This is a genomic window from Enterobacter sp. FUJ80071 (genome assembly GCF_038739915.1).
Lineage (GTDB): Bacteria > Pseudomonadota > Gammaproteobacteria > Enterobacterales > Enterobacteriaceae > Enterobacter > Enterobacter kobei.
Map to the genome: position 1 here is coordinate 4341899 of NZ_JBBXKH010000001.1, position 15036 is coordinate 4356934.

A 15036-nucleotide genomic window follows, 5' to 3' on the forward strand; every position below is an offset into this window, starting at 1 on the left:
AACGTTGAGTAAAGTGTGCGCTCTGGTGGGAAAGGCATCAATTAAGCGTAGAGCGGAATCATTAGCCTGAGAGTAATAATCACGGTAAAGATTTGTGATCGGGATCAGTTCATGTTTCGGAAAACCAGGCTAAACGGGGTACAATTCGGAAAGTATCGTTAATTTCCGGCAAGAATCAGCATCGCGCTTATGACCCAAATCATTCCAACAGACTTCGACATTGCAGCCGAAGACAGCACCGAGTTCGTGCCCATGCGCGGTGTGTCCAACTGCCATTTGCAGACCATGCTGCCACGGCTGATCCGCCGTAAGGTTCAGTTCACGCCGCACTGGCAGCGGCTTGACCTGCCAGACGGTGATTTTCTGGATCTCGCCTGGAGCGAAGACCCCGAGCAGGCACGTCATAAGCCGCGTCTGGTGGTTTTTCATGGTCTGGAAGGGAGTCTGCACAGCCCTTATGCGCATGGATTGATTGAGGCAGCAAAAGCGCGCGGCTGGCTCGGGGTGGTGATGCATTTTCGTGGTTGCAGCGGCGAGCCAAATCGTCAGAAACGCATCTATCACTCGGGTGAAACCGAAGACGGAACCTGGTTTTTACACTGGCTGCGGGAAAACTATGGCACCGTGCCAACGGCGGCCGTGGGGTATTCGCTGGGCGGAAATATGCTCGCCTGCCTGCTGGCCAAAGAGGGCGACAGCGTACCGCTCAATGCCGCAGTGATTGTCTCCGCGCCGTTTATGCTAGAGCAGTGCAGCTACCATATGGATAAAGGGTTTTCCCGCGTCTATCAGCGCTATCTGCTCAACCTGCTGAAAGCCAACGCCGCACGTAAGCTGAAGGCTTACCCGGATACCCTGCCGGTCAGCCTGCGCCAGTTGAAAAAGGTGCGCCGCATTCGTGAATTCGACGATCTGATCACCGCAAAAATTCACGGCTTCGCCGATGCGATCGACTATTACCGTCAGTGCAGCGCCATGCCGTTGCTCAGCAAAATCACCCAGCCGACGCTGATTATTCACGCCAAAGATGACCCGTTTATGGATCATCACTCTATTCCCGCGCAGGAATTCCTTCCCGACAATGTTCACTATCAGTTGACTGAACATGGCGGCCACGTTGGGTTTATTGGCGGGACGCTGCGCCGCCCGAAAATGTGGCTGGAGGCGCGTATTCCTGACTGGCTTACTCCTTATCTGGACGGTGCAAAATGATCATCCCCTGGCAGGATCTGTCTCCCGAAACGCTCGATAATCTGATCGAAAGCTTTGTATTACGTGAAGGCACCGATTATGGTGAACATGAACGCTCACTCGAGCAGAAGGTCAACGATGTTAAACGCCAGCTGAAAAGCGGCGACGTGGTGTTGGTGTGGTCAGAACTGCATGAGACGGTCAACATCATGCCCCGCAACGCGTTTCACGGCTGACCTTCCAACCTTTTCAGTCAGGGAGTTGCTATGTCTGCCAGACATCCCATTATTGCCGTTACGGGGTCGAGTGGTGCGGGAACGACCACCACCAGCCTCGCGTTTCGTAAGATTTTCGCCCAACTGAATCTCCGGGCGGCGGAGGTCGAAGGCGACAGTTTTCACCGCTATACGCGACCTGAAATGGACATGGCGATCCGTAAGGCGCGCGATCTGGGTAAACACATCAGCTATTTCGGTCCCGAAGCCAATGACTTTGGCCTTCTTGAGCAAACCTTCCTGGAGTACGGTCAGAGCGGCAAAGGGCAGTCGCGTAAGTATCTGCATACCTATGATGAAGCTGTGCCGTGGAATCAGGTGCCGGGCACCTTTACCCCCTGGCAGCCGCTGCCGGAACCCACCGATGTGCTGTTTTATGAGGGATTACACGGCGGCGTAGTCACCCCACAACATGACGTGGCGCGCCATGTGGATCTGCTGGTCGGCGTGGTGCCTATCGTAAACCTGGAGTGGATCCAGAAGCTGACGCGCGACATGAGCGAGCGCGGCCATTCGCGCGAAGCGGTGATGGATTCGGTGGTGCGCTCCATGGAAGACTACATCAACTACCTCACGCCACAGTTCTCCCGCACGCACATTAACTTCCAGCGCGTGCCGACGGTGGACACCTCTAACCCGTTCGCGGCGAAAACCATCCCGTCGCTGGACGAGAGCTTTGTGGTGATCCATTTCCGCAATCTCGAAGGCATTGATTACCCCTGGCTGCTGGCGATGCTGCAGGGCTCGTTTATTTCGCACATGAATACGTTAGTGGTACCAGGCGGAAAAATGGGGCTGGCGATGGAGCTCATCATGACGCCGCTGGTGGAGCGGTTGATGGAAGGGAAGCAGATTGCGTGAGTTGTTCTGCCCGGTGGCGCTGCGCTTACCGGGCCTGGGTTCATGCTTTTGTAGGGCGGGTCAGCGAAGCGCCACCCGCCAAAAGATTAAGCCTCGATCACTTCATACGAATGCGTGATTTTTACCGCTTTCTCCAGCATTAACGCCACAGAGCAGTATTTTTCCGCAGACAGATCCACCGCACGCGAAACCGCCGCGTCTTTAAGCGCTTTACCGGTGACCACAAAGTGCAGATTAATGTGGGTGAACAGGCGTGGCGCCTCTTCGCGACGTTCTGAGGTGAGTTTAACCTCGCAATCCGTCACGTCATGACGACCTTTTTGCAGAATCGACACAACGTCAATCGCGCTGCATCCACCCGCCGCCATCAGCACCATTTCCATTGGGCTGGGGGCTTTATCGCCGGAGTTACCGTCCATCAAAATCTGGTGCCCTGACGCGGATTCGCCCAGGAACGTTAAACCTTCAACCCATTTCACGCGCGCTTGCATATTCTTTAACTCCAACGTTGCATTTTCGGTGACAGATTACGCGTGCGTTACATTTCTCGCAACGGAAGGCGACCTGCATCATGCTGAAGCGAGACACCAGGAGACACGCGGCGAAAGCTATGCTAAAACACTCAGGATGCTACAGTAATACATTGACGTTACACATGTATGCAGAGGACATCAAACTTTACTGGCTGCGAAACGTTACGACAGCCGACTTCCCAGGGTATGGGTAAGAATTCGATTGCAACCCCAGAGTCCGGATGCATCTGATGACTCTGGTGACAGCTTATAACAGAGGATAACAGCGCATGGTGCTTGGCAAACCGCAAACAGACCCGACTCTCGAATGGTTCTTGTCTCATTGCCACATTCATAAGTACCCATCGAAGAGCACGCTGATTCACCAGGGTGAAAAAGCGGAAACGTTGTATTACATCGTCAAAGGCTCGGTGGCAGTGCTGATCAAAGATGAGGAAGGGAAAGAGATGATCCTTTCTTATTTGAACCAGGGCGATTTTATCGGTGAACTGGGCCTGTTTGAAGAAGGCCAGGAACGTAGCGCCTGGGTTCGTGCAAAGACAGCATGTGAAGTGGCTGAAATTTCTTACAAGAAATTCCGTCAGTTGATTCAGGTAAACCCTGACATCCTGATGCGTCTTTCTTCCCAGATGGCGCGTCGTCTGCAGGTCACATCCGAGAAAGTGGGTAACCTCGCCTTCCTGGACGTCACCGGTCGTATCGCGCAGACCCTGCTGAACCTGGCGAAACAGCCAGACGCCATGACCCACCCGGACGGCATGCAAATTAAAATTACCCGTCAGGAAATTGGTCAGATCGTCGGTTGCTCCCGCGAAACGGTGGGTCGTATCCTGAAAATGCTGGAAGATCAGAACCTGATCTCTGCCCACGGTAAAACCATCGTGGTCTACGGAACGCGTTAATTCCGCTCAAACGGCGTGCCATCGCAAGGTGTCACGCCGTTTTTGTCTCTATTCCCCATGTGGCGCAGGCTGATCTATCACCCGGAAGTTAATTACGCACTGCGACAAACGCTGGTGTTGTGCCTTCCTGTGGCCGTGGGCCTGCTTCTGGGACAACTCCAGCAGGGGCTGCTGTTTTCTCTCGTTCCCGCCTGCTGCAACATCGCCGGTCTGGACACGCCGCATAAACGCTTTTTCAAACGCCTGATCGTTGGCGGTTCGCTGTTTGCTGGCTGTAGCCTCGCCGTGCAGCTTTTACTGGCGCGCGATATTCCGCTGCCGCTGATCCTGACCGTACTGGCGATGAGCCTCGGTGTTACCGCAGAAATCAGTTCCCTGCACGCCCGCCTGCTTCCTGCTTCACTGATTGCCGCCATCTTCACCCTGAGCCTCGCCGGGAATATGCCGGTGTGGGAGCCGCTGCTGATCTACGCCCTCGGCACGCTGTGGTACGGGCTGTTTAACTGGTTCTGGTTCTGGCTGTGGCGGGAACAGCCGCTGCGTGAATCTCTGAGCCTGTTGTATGTCCAGCTTGCGGATTACTGCGAAGCCAAATACACCTTGCTGACCCAGCATACCGACCCGGAAAAATCCTTACCGCCGCTGCTGACGCGCCAGCAAAAGGTAGTGGATCTGATAAGCCAGTGCTATCAGCAGCTGCATATGCTCGCCGCCAACAAGAATCACGAATATAAACGCCTGCTGCGCACTTTCCAGGTGGGGCTGGATCTGCAGGAGCATATCTCCGTGAGCCTTCATCACCCACAAGAGGTGCAAAAGCTGGTCGAGCGCAGCCACGCCGAGGCGGTGATCCGCTGGAATGCGCAGACCGTCTCCGCGCGCCTGCGGGTGCTGGCGGACGACATTCTCTATCACCGCTACCCCACGCGCTTTAACATGGATAAACAGCTCGGCGCGCTGGAGAAAATTGCTCGTCAGCATCCGGATAACCCGGTCGGCCAGTTTGCCGCCTGGCACTTCAGCCGCATTGCCCGCGTGCTGCGCACCCAGCGCCCGCTGTATCCCCGCGACCTGATGGCGGATAAGCAAAAACGTCTGCCGCTCCTGCCAGCACTCAGAAGCTATCTCTCTCTTAAGTCTTCTGCCCTGCGCAATGCCGCGCGGATTAGCGTTATGCTCAGTATCGCCAGTCTGATGGGCATGGCGCTGCATCTGCCGAAACCGTACTGGATCTTAATGACCGTGCTGTTTGTCACCCAGAACGGCTACGGCGCCACACGGGTACGTATTCTGCACCGGGCAGGCGGCACGATGGCGGGGCTGATTATTGCGGGCGTAACGCTACATTTCCACGTTCCCGAGGGGTATACCCTGGCTGGGATGCTGGTGATTACGCTGGTGAGTTACCTGATTATCCGCAAAAACTACGGCTGGGCGATGGTTGGCTTTACGGTGACGGCGGTATATACCCTTCAGCTGCTTACGCTAAACGGCGAACAGTTTATCGTTGCCCGCCTGATCGATACGCTGATTGGCTGCCTGATCGCCTTTGGTGGCATGGTCTGGCTGTGGCCGCAGTGGCAAAGCGGATTGCTGCGCCAGAACGCCCACGACGCGCTGGAGGCTGACCAGCAGGCCATTCGTCTGATCCTGAGCGACGACCCGCAGCCCTCCCCGCTGGCGTATCAGCGGATGAAAGTTAATCAGGCGCACAACGCCCTGTTTAACTCGCTCAACCAGGCGATGCAGGAGCCAGGCTTTAACGCGCACTATCTGGCGGACATGAAGCTCTGGGTCACGCATAGCCAGTTTATCGTCGAGCATATTAACGCCATGACCACCCTGGCGCGCGAGCACACGATGCTGACGCCGGATCTGGCGCAGCGTTATTTGCAGTCGTGTGAAATCGCCCTGCAGAGGTGTCAGCAGCGTCTGGAGTATGACGCGCCGGGTGAGTCGGGGGATTCGAACATTCTGGAAGCGCCGGAAACGCTGACCCACGGGCCGATGAGCACCCTGGAGCAGCATTTGCAGCGCGTGCTGGGCCACCTGAACACCATGCACACCATTTCGTCGGTGGCATGGCGTCAGCGTCCGCATCATGGCATTTGGTTAACGCGCCGGTTAAAACGAACCGAGTATTAGCCTTTAACGATCTTCGCGACCGCTGCGGCAAAGCGGGTTAACCCGTCTTCAATGTCTTTCTCTTCCACCACCAGCGACGGTGCGAAACGCATCACGTCTGGCCCCGCATTCAGCACCATTACCCCTTCGTGGGCGGCAGCATGCAGAAAATCGCGGGCGCGGCCTTTGTACTGTGGCGTGAGCTCGGCACCGATCAGCAGACCCATGCCGCGAATTTCGCTGAACACATCATGCTGGTCATTGATCTTTTGCAGATGTTTTACGAACAGCTCACGCTTCGCATTCACGCCGTTCAGCACTTCCGGCGTATTGATGATATCAAATGCCGCACCCGCCACGGCGCTCGCCAGCGGGTTACCGCCATAGGTTGAGCCGTGCGAACCGACATGAAACGCAGAGGCGATCTCCTGAGTCGTCAGCACCGCACTCACCGGGAAACCACCGCCGAGCGCTTTGGCACTGGTCAAAATATCCGGCGTCACGCCGTAGTGCATATAAGCGAACAGATCGCCGGTACGTCCCATTCCGCACTGCACTTCATCAAACACCAGCAGCGCCTGATGCTCATCACACAGCGCGCGCAGCCCTTGCAGGAATTCCGGGGTGGCCGCCGTCACGCCGCCTTCGCCCTGAATTGGCTCCACGACTACCGCGCAGGTGTGGTCGTCCATCACCGCTTTCACCGCATGCAGATCGTTAAACGGCACATGGATGATGTCGGCCGGTTTTGGGCCAAAGCCGTCGGAATACTTCGGCTGGCCGCCGACGGAGACGGTAAAGAACGAGCGCCCGTGGAAGGCGTTGTGGAAGGCGATGATTTTGGTTTTGTACGGGCTGTGACGCGTCGTCGCGTAATAGCGCGCCAGCTTAAAGGCGGTTTCGTTGGCTTCGGTGCCGGAGTTCATAAACAGCACACGCTCGGCAAACGTGGCATCAATGATTTTGCGGCCCAGACGCAGCGCCGGCTCGTTGGTGAATACGTTACTGGTGTGCCACAGGGTTTCGCCCTGGGTTTTCAGCGCCTCCACCAGCGCAGGATGGCAATGACCCAGCGCCGTGACCGCAATACCGCCCGCGAAATCCACATACTCTTTTCCCTGCTGATCCCAGACGCGGCTGCCTTTCCCCTTAACCGGGATAAACTCAGCCGGTGCATAAATCGGCAGAATCACTTCATCGAATGTTGCGCGGGTAATTGCTGGTTGTTCAGTTGCCATGTCATGCCCATCCATTTTATGTCACATTGATTGTGAAAATATAATCACAAAATATGCATAAAAAATCACAGCAAGGCAACAGATATTCAGCGATGGAAGAAATTAGCCAGCAGGTCATGCCCTTGCTCGCTAAGGATACTTTCCGGATGGAATTGCACGCCCTCAAGATCCCACTCGCGGTGGCGAATCCCCATGATCTCCTGCGTATCGCTCCAGGCGGTCACCTCAAAGCAGTCTGGCAGCGTCGGCGGGTCAATCACCAGCGAATGGTAGCGCGTCACGGTTAAGGGATTATTGAGCCCTGTGAATACCCCGGTACCGGTATGCGTGACCGGCGACGTTTTTCCGTGCATCACTTTCGCGGCACGCACGATGGTGGCGCCGAATACCTGGGCAATGGCCTGATGGCCCAGGCAGACGCCCAGAATGGGCAGCTTGCCAGCATAGTGCCGGATAACATCCAGAGACACGCCCGATTCCGACGGCGTGCAGGGGCCGGGTGAAATCACAATTTTCTGCGGAGCCAGCGTCGCAATATCGGCCAGAGTCACGTCATCGTTACGGCGGACAATCACCTCTGCTCCCAGCTCACAAAAATACTGGTAAAGGTTCCAGGTGAAGGAATCGTAGTTATCAATCAGCAGAATCATGGCGGCTCCCGAAAAAAATGCCGCCCTATTCTACTCAGATTCCCGCGCTTCGCTCACTACTTTGGCAAAGACAGCGTTCAGCGCAGTCAAATCGCCCGTGGCGCCGCTTCGGTTCGCCGCCACCCACTGCTCGGGATCGATACCCCGCCAGTCCAGCATATACCCGGCATGAATGGCCAGCTGCTCAAAGAAGACCCGTTGGGCAATACCATTGCCGCTCATAAAAGGATGCAGCATATTGATTTCACAATAGTAGTGACTAACTCTGTTCACAAAGGTTTCTTTCTGAAGACCCACCAGATACTTTTCGCTTTCCAGGTCCGCCATCAATTCATTGCCCATCTTCTCGATGTACTCGAAGTGGCAGAAAGGAATGTCACCTTTAAAAATATCGTCGGTACGGTATTCGCCCGCCCGCTTCAGCTCTTTGCGATACAGATGGCGGTGAATAAGGCAAAGATGGGGTAAACCGGGCGCGGAAGGCCCGAGCTCCAGTGTCTCAATATGGGGTTCTGAAGGACCATGACCTTTTTCAAGGAGACAACTGGCCTGAAGATTGACGTTACGCTGCTGCTCCCAAATACGGGATTTTTGCTTGTCGGTGAGTTTTTTCACTTAACGCCTCCCTGAATAGTCCGTTTGCCACAAGTATAAGCAGCAAAACGCGCTTTCGCAGGGAGGGGGCATTACACGGGCGAGCGCCGCCCGTGTCAAAGAGGGTTACGGCAGTACTTTTGCGGAGAGGATCACGACCGGTTTGGACGGCACATTCTGGTACGGGCCGACGTCATGAGTAGGAACCTGAGAAATCTTATCCGCCACGTCCATCCCTTTCACAATTTTACCGAAGACCGCGTAACCGAAGTCACGCTGGCCATGGTCGAGAAAGGCGTTATCCGCCACATTGAGGAAGAACTGGCTGGTGGCGCTGTCTTTATCCGCCGTACGTGCCATGGAAATCGTGCCGCGCTTGTTCAGCAAGCCGTTGTCCGCTTCGTTTTTGATCGGCGGGTTCGGCTGCTTCTGCTGCATCTGCTCGTTGAAACCGCCGCCCTGAATCATGAAGCCAGGGATCACGCGGTGGAAAGTGGTGTTGTTATAAAAACCACTGTTCACATAGTCGAGGAAGTTTTTCACGGAAACCGGAGCTTTCTGGCTATTCAGTTCCAGCTCAATATTCCCGGCAGAGGTGGTCAGCAGAACGTGAGGGTCCCCTTTGGCTGCCAGCGCAGCAGGGGAAACGGCAGAAAGAGCAAACACAGCTGCGACAGCCGCCAGTGTTGATTTGAGCATGAGAATTCCTTAACAAAGCGCAGTATAAAAAGCGAATGGCTTGATTCTAAAGAGCAGTATGAACGGAGACCAGCCTTTTACCTAATTTTACGAAATTGAAACAGTTGTAACCACGCAAACGATTGGTTACGGCGTCTTTTTATGTGATAGAGATCACATAAAAAACTGCAATGAAGTTTAAATTTCTTTGAAAAGGTATGAATGGATCACTTTAATGTCTAAAATCTGCCCGCTCTCAGCGCCCTCCGGGCGCTTTTCTTTTTTTGAACAGGCCAGACATGACTAACAGCAATCGCATCAAGCTCACATGGATCAGCTTCTTCTCCTACGCCCTGACCGGCGCGTTGGTGATCGTCACCGGGATGGTGATGGGGAATATCGCAGACTACTTCCAGCTGCCCGTCTCCAGTATGAGTAACACCTTTACCTTCCTCAACGCCGGTATTCTCATCTCTATCTTCCTGAATGCCTGGCTGATGGAAATCGTGCCGCTGAAGACGCAGTTGCGTTTTGGTTTTGTGCTGATGGTCGCCGCCGTGGCGGGTCTGATGCTGAGTCACAGCATCGCGTTGTTCTCCGCCGCCATGTTCGTGCTCGGCCTGGTCAGCGGGATCACCATGTCGATCGGTACGTTCCTGATTACCCATATGTATGAAGGCCGTCAGCGCGGCGCGCGCCTGCTGTTCACCGACTCCTTCTTCAGCATGGCCGGGATGATTTTCCCGATGGTGGCCGCCGTTCTGCTGGCACGCAGCATTGAGTGGTACTGGGTCTATGCCTGTATCGGTCTGGTTTACGTAGCAATCTTTATTCTGACCTTCGGCTGTGAATTCCCGGTTCTGGGCAAAAAAGCGCAAACCGCCGCAGAACCCGTCGCGAAAGAGAAATGGGGCATCGGCGTACTGTTCCTCTCCATCGCCGCCCTGTGCTATATCCTGGGCCAGCTGGGCTTTATCTCCTGGGTACCGGAATACGCGAAAGGCCTGGGCATGAGCCTGAACGACGCGGGTAAACTGGTAAGCGATTTCTGGATGTCTTACATGTTCGGCATGTGGGCGTTTAGCTTCATCCTGCGCTTCTTCGATCTGCAGCGCATCCTGACGGTGCTGGCGGGCCTGGCAACCGTGCTGATGTATCTGTTCATCAACGGTTCTCCGGACAATATGCCGTGGTTCATTATGACCCTGGGCTTCTTCTCCAGCGCGATTTACACCTCGATCATCACGCTGGGCTCCCTGCAGACCAAAGTAGCTTCGCCGAAGCTGGTTAACTTCGTGCTGACCTGCGGTACCATCGGCACCATGCTCACCTTTGTGGTGACGGGGCCGATCGTTGCCCACAGCGGCCCGCTGGCAGCGCTGCACACCGCTAACGGTCTGTATGCCGTGGTGTTCATCATGTGCTTCGTGCTGGGCTTCGTGACTCGCCACCGCCAGCACAACGCGGTAGCGTCTCACTAACCTTCACGCCCCTTTGCGCTACGCAGAGGGGCTGTTTCTGGCAAAGCTGACCTCTTCACCCCCGATATCCATCTGGATCCACGTCTGCGCCAGCTGCGTAGTGGCAATCACCCGCCCCTGACGAATCGACCAGCGCACCGGCACCTGACAGCGCACCGCTTCAAACCCGCTCTCCGCAGGCAAAATCACCAGATTCGCCGGATTGCCCGAGGCAATACCGTAATCGCTCAGGCCAAAGGTACGGGCGCTGTTATGGGTGATCAGATCCAGGCCGCTGTCGATTTGCGGATAGCCCATCATCTGGCAGACGTGTAACCCCATGTGCAGCACCTGGAGCATATTGCCGGTTCCCAGCGGGTACCAGGGGTCAAAAACATCGTCATGACCAAAGCAGACGTTAATGCCTGCTTCCTGGAGTTCCTTCACGCGCGTGATGCCGCGGCGCTTAGGATAGTCGTCAAAACGCCCCTGCAGGTGGATATTGACCAGCGGGTTAGCGACGAAGTTAATCCCCGACATCTTCAACAGGCGGAACAGGCGCGAGGTGTACGCACCGTTGTAGGAGTGCATGGCGGTAGTATGGCTGGCGGTCACGCGCGGACCGATGCCGGCCTCGTAGGCCAGGGTAGCCACCGTCTCGACAAACCGCGACTGTTCGTCGTCAATTTCATCGCAATGGATATCCAGCGGACGGTCATATTTCTTCGCCAGTGCAAAAGCAATATGCAGCGACTGGACGCCATACTCGCGGGTGAATTCGAAGTGCGGGATCGCCCCCACCACGTCGGCACCCAGTTTTAACGCCTCTTCCAGCAGCGCCGCGCCGTTCGGGTAAGAGAGAATACCCTCCTGGGGGAACGCGACGATTTGCAGCGTCACCCATGGGGCCACCTCCTGCTTCACCTCCAGCATGGCCTTCAGGGCGGTGAGCGTCGGGTCGGAGACATCCACATGGGTACGGACAAACTGAATGCCGTTGGCGATTTGCCACTTCAGCGTTTTCCAGGCGCGCGCTTTGACGTCGTCATGGCTGAGTAACGCTTTGCGCTCCGCCCAGCGTTCAATGCCCTCAAAGAGCGTGCCCGACTGGTTCCAGTTCGGCTCGCCTGCCGTCTGGGTGGTATCAAGATGGATATGCGGCTCGATAAACGGTGGGATCGCCAGCCCGCCGCGCGCGTTCAACACTTCATAACTTTCAGCGCGGGTGTCGTCCATTGGGGTGATGTCACCAAATCGCCCGTTCTCAATGGCGAGTTGCCATAGTCCTTCCCGGCCCGGTAAGCGAACATTCTGAACAAGCCAAAGCGGTGTTGTAGACATTTCTTATCCCCTGATCAACGCAACGTTGTTTAAGCATATTTTTGTTCAAAAATACGCCATTGCTTTGTACACAAAATCGATGCCCCCGAAAAGCCTGCGATTTCCATAACTTATAAAAATCCTGACAAATCAGCCGCATACCACCTAAGGAGTAGGCGAGGACGTATTTGATTTACATCAATAAGCGCCCCTGCTGAATCGTTAAGGTAGGCAGTAATAGAAAAGAAATCGAGGCAAAAATGAGCAAAGTCAGACTCGCTATCATCGGTAACGGCATGGTCGGCCATCGCTTTATTGAGGATCTTCTCGATAAAGCCGGTGCCGACCAGTTCGATATTACCGTGTTCTGTGAAGAACCCCGCAAGGCGTACGACCGTGTGCACTTGTCTTCCTACTTCTCCCATCATACCGCCGAAGAGCTCTCTTTAGTGCGTGAAGGTTTCTATGAGAAGCATGGCGTAAAAGTGCTGGTGGGCGAACGCGCCATCACCATCAACCGTCAGGAAAAAGTGATCCACTCCAGCGCCGGGCGTACGGTTTTTTACGACAAGCTGATCATGGCGACAGGCTCGTATCCGTGGATCCCGCCTATTAAAGGTTCTGAAACTCAGGATTGCTTCGTTTACCGTACGATTGAAGACCTCAACGCCATTGAATCCTGCGCACGCCGCAGCAAGCGCGGCGCCGTTGTCGGCGGCGGTCTGCTGGGCTTAGAAGCCGCGGGCGCGCTGAAAAACCTCGGCGTAGAAACCCACGTCATCGAATTTGCCCCGATGCTGATGGCCGAACAGCTCGACCACATGGGTGGCGACCAGCTTCGCCGCAAAATCGAAAGCATGGGCGTGAAAGTTCACACCAGCAAGAACACCAAAGAGATCGTGCAGGAAGGCACCGAAGCACGTAAAACCATGCGCTTTGCTGACGGCAGCGAGCTGGAAGTAGACTTTATCGTCTTCTCCACCGGTATTCGTCCACGCGACAAGCTGGCAACCCAGTGCGGTCTGGCCGTCGCGCAGCGCGGCGGGATCATGATTAACGATACCTGCCAGACCTCCGACCCGGATATCTACGCGATTGGCGAATGCGCTAGCTGGAATAACCGCGTATACGGTCTCGTGGCGCCAGGCTACAAAATGGCGCAGGTCGCCGTGGACCATATTCTCGGCAGCGAAAACGCCTTCACCGGCGCGGATATGAGCGCCAAGCTGAAGCTGCTGGGCGTGGACGTGGGCGGTATCGGCGATGCGCACGGTCGCACGCCTGGCGCTCGCAGCTACGTCTATCTCGACGAAAGCAAAGAAGTCTACAAACGTCTTATCGTCAGTAAGGACAATAAAACCCTGCTCGGCGCAGTACTGGTAGGCGATACCAGCGACTTCGGTAACCTGCTCCAGCTGGTGCTCAACGCCATCGAGCTGCCGGAAAACCCGGACGCGCTGATCCTCCCGGCGCACGCCTCCAGCGGTAAACCGTCCATCGGGGTGGATAAACTGCCGGACAGCGCGCAGATTTGCTCCTGCTTCGACGTCACCAAAGGCATGCTGATCTCTGCCATCAACAAGGGCTGCCATACCGTTGCCGCGCTGAAAGCCGAAACCAAAGCCGGTACCGGCTGTGGCGGATGTATTCCACTGGTGACTCAGGTGCTGAACGCCGAGCTGGCGAAACAGGGCATCGAAGTGAACAACAACCTGTGCGAGCACTTTGCTTACTCTCGCCAGGAGCTGTATCACCTGATCCGTGTGGAAGGCATTAAGTCCTTCGACGAACTGCTGGCGAAACACGGCCGGGGTTACGGCTGTGAAGTGTGTAAACCGACCATCGGCTCCCTGCTGGCCTCCTGCTGGAATGAATACGTGCTTAAACCCGAGCACACGCCGCTGCAGGATACCAATGACAACTTCCTGGCGAACATTCAGAAAGACGGCACCTACTCCGTCATTCCACGTTCCGCCGGTGGCGAAATCACGCCGGAAGGGCTGGTCGCGGTGGGCCGGATCGCCCGCGAATTTAACCTGTACACCAAAATTACCGGTTCACAACGTATCGGGCTGTTTGGGGCGCAGAAAGACGACCTGCCAGAAATCTGGCGCCAGCTGATTGAAGCAGGCTTTGAAACCGGCCACGCGTATGCCAAAGCGCTGCGTATGGCGAAAACCTGCGTGGGCAGCACCTGGTGCCGCTACGGCGTGGGCGACAGCGTCGGCTTCGGCGTGGAGCTGGAAAACCGCTACAAGGGCATCCGTACCCCGCACAAAATGAAGTTCGGCGTCTCCGGCTGTACCCGTGAATGTGCCGAAGCGCAGGGTAAAGACGTGGGTATTATTGCCACCGAAAAAGGCTGGAACCTGTACGTCTGCGGTAACGGCGGGATGAAACCACGCCATGCAGACCTGCTGGCAGCGGATCTTGACCACGACACGCTGATTAAGTACCTCGACCGCTTCATGATGTTCTACATCCGTACCGCCGATAAGCTGACTCGTACAGCGTCCTGGCTGGATAACCTGGAAGGCGGCATTGATTATCTGAAAGCGGTGATCATCGACGACAAGCTGGGCCTGAACGAGCATCTGGAAGCAGAGATGGCTCGCCTGCGCGAGGCAGTGATCTGCGAGTGGACCGAAACCGTGAATACCCCTGCGGCGCAGACACGCTTCAAACACTTTATCAACAGCACCCAGCGCGACCCGAACGTGCAGGTAGTGCCAGAACGCGAGCAGCATCGCCCGGCAACACCGTATGAACGCATTCCAGTCACGCTGGTGGAGGAAAACGCATGAGCCAGTGGGTAAACATTTGCGAGATTAACGACATTCTGCCCGCCACCGGCGTGTGTGCGCTGCTGGGTAACGAGCAGGTCGCGATTTTCCGTCCCCGTCACGATGAACAGGTTTTTGCCATCAGCAATATCGACCCGTTCTTCGAGGCCAGCGTGCTCTCCCGTGGCCTGATTGCCGAGCACCAGGGTGAACTGTGGGTCGCCAGCCCGCTGAAAAAGCAGCGTTTCCGTTTAACCGACGGACGCTGCATGGAAGATGAAAGCGTCTCCGTGAAGCACTATGACGTCCGCGTGAAGGACGGCAAGGTGCAGCTCAAAGCGTAACCCCCCGCCTTTTCAATAGGAAAGGCTTATGACCCCTTATGGGTAACGGCAGGAAAAACCGTATATTTTCGGCGATTCCTGCT

14 protein-coding genes are annotated in these 15036 nt (G+C 55.8%); 8 read left to right on the forward strand and 6 right to left on the reverse strand.

Features of this window, described 5'->3' with window-relative positions; genetic code table 11:
* The first annotated feature begins 189 nt into the window (after positions 1–189).
* The 3 genes from AAER43_RS21155 to AAER43_RS21165 are packed head-to-tail and all read left to right on the forward strand — an operon-like array spanning position 190 to position 2327.
* Positions 190–1212, forward strand: a complete 1023-nt coding sequence (locus tag AAER43_RS21155) for a hydrolase (RefSeq protein WP_023331471.1) — start codon at positions 190–192, stop codon at positions 1210–1212.
* Complete coding sequence (locus AAER43_RS21160) at positions 1209–1427, forward strand: YheU family protein (RefSeq protein WP_003861664.1); 219 nt, start codon at positions 1209–1211, stop codon at positions 1425–1427. The genes AAER43_RS21155 and AAER43_RS21160 overlap by 4 nt, the downstream gene beginning before the upstream one ends.
* A 30-nt stretch (positions 1428–1457) precedes the next feature.
* Entirely contained in the window at positions 1458–2327 is an 870-nt protein-coding gene (locus AAER43_RS21165) for a phosphoribulokinase (RefSeq protein WP_014885508.1), read from the forward strand.
* 86 nt (positions 2328–2413) lie between these two features.
* Here AAER43_RS21165 and AAER43_RS21170 read toward each other — a convergent pair whose 3' ends face one another.
* A complete protein-coding gene (locus AAER43_RS21170) occupies positions 2414–2818 on the reverse strand; it encodes an OsmC family protein (RefSeq protein WP_014885509.1) in 405 nt (134 codons plus the stop codon).
* 311 nt (positions 2819–3129) lie between these two features.
* Here AAER43_RS21170 and crp point away from each other — a divergent pair, with 311 nt between their 5' ends.
* Complete coding sequence (crp, locus tag AAER43_RS21175; protein ID WP_000242758.1) at positions 3130–3762, forward strand: cAMP-activated global transcriptional regulator CRP; 633 nt, start codon at positions 3130–3132, stop codon at positions 3760–3762.
* 57 nt (positions 3763–3819) lie between these two features.
* The gene (locus tag AAER43_RS21180) at positions 3820–5907 is read left to right on the forward strand and encodes a YccS/YhfK family putative transporter (protein WP_045268735.1); all 2088 of its coding nucleotides are present in this window, start codon (positions 3820–3822) and stop codon (positions 5905–5907) included.
* On the opposite strand, the gene AAER43_RS21185 is transcribed toward AAER43_RS21180, so the two are convergent.
* The 4 genes from AAER43_RS21185 to ppiA form a co-directional block, all read right to left on the reverse strand.
* Positions 5904–7124 carry an aspartate aminotransferase family protein gene (locus AAER43_RS21185; RefSeq protein ID WP_192856917.1) on the reverse strand — a complete coding sequence of 407 codons (1221 nt, stop codon included), beginning with the start codon at positions 7122–7124 and terminating at the stop codon, positions 5904–5906. The genes AAER43_RS21180 and AAER43_RS21185 overlap by 4 nt on opposite strands.
* 86 nt (positions 7125–7210) lie before the next feature.
* The gene (pabA, locus tag AAER43_RS21190) at positions 7211–7774 is read right to left on the reverse strand and encodes an aminodeoxychorismate synthase component 2 (RefSeq protein ID WP_050862850.1); all 564 of its coding nucleotides are present in this window, start codon (positions 7772–7774) and stop codon (positions 7211–7213) included.
* Positions 7775–7804: 30 nt separating this feature from the next.
* Complete coding sequence (locus AAER43_RS21195; RefSeq protein WP_014885513.1) at positions 7805–8389, reverse strand: putative adenosine monophosphate-protein transferase Fic; 585 nt, start codon at positions 8387–8389, stop codon at positions 7805–7807.
* A 105-nt stretch (positions 8390–8494) separates the two neighbouring features.
* A complete protein-coding gene (ppiA, locus tag AAER43_RS21200; RefSeq protein WP_014885514.1) occupies positions 8495–9067 on the reverse strand; it encodes a peptidylprolyl isomerase A in 573 nt (190 codons plus the stop codon).
* A gap of 278 nt (positions 9068–9345) precedes the next feature.
* Here ppiA and tsgA point away from each other — a divergent pair, with 278 nt between their 5' ends.
* Positions 9346–10527, forward strand: coding sequence for an MFS transporter TsgA (tsgA, locus tag AAER43_RS21205; RefSeq protein WP_048997509.1), 1182 nt, complete (start codon positions 9346–9348; stop codon positions 10525–10527).
* Between the two features lie 18 nt (positions 10528–10545).
* Here tsgA and AAER43_RS21210 read toward each other — a convergent pair whose 3' ends face one another.
* Complete coding sequence (locus tag AAER43_RS21210) at positions 10546–11847, reverse strand: cytosine deaminase (protein ID WP_050862851.1); 1302 nt, start codon at positions 11845–11847, stop codon at positions 10546–10548.
* A 239-nt stretch (positions 11848–12086) separates the two neighbouring features.
* Between AAER43_RS21210 and nirB the strand changes: the two genes are divergently transcribed.
* Positions 12087–14630, forward strand: a complete 2544-nt coding sequence (nirB, locus tag AAER43_RS21215) for a nitrite reductase large subunit NirB (RefSeq protein ID WP_050862852.1) — start codon at positions 12087–12089, stop codon at positions 14628–14630.
* Entirely contained in the window at positions 14627–14953 is a 327-nt protein-coding gene (gene nirD / locus AAER43_RS21220; protein WP_014885518.1) for a nitrite reductase small subunit NirD, read from the forward strand. The genes nirB and nirD overlap by 4 nt, the downstream gene beginning before the upstream one ends.
* The last annotated feature ends 83 nt before the right edge of the window (positions 14954–15036 follow it).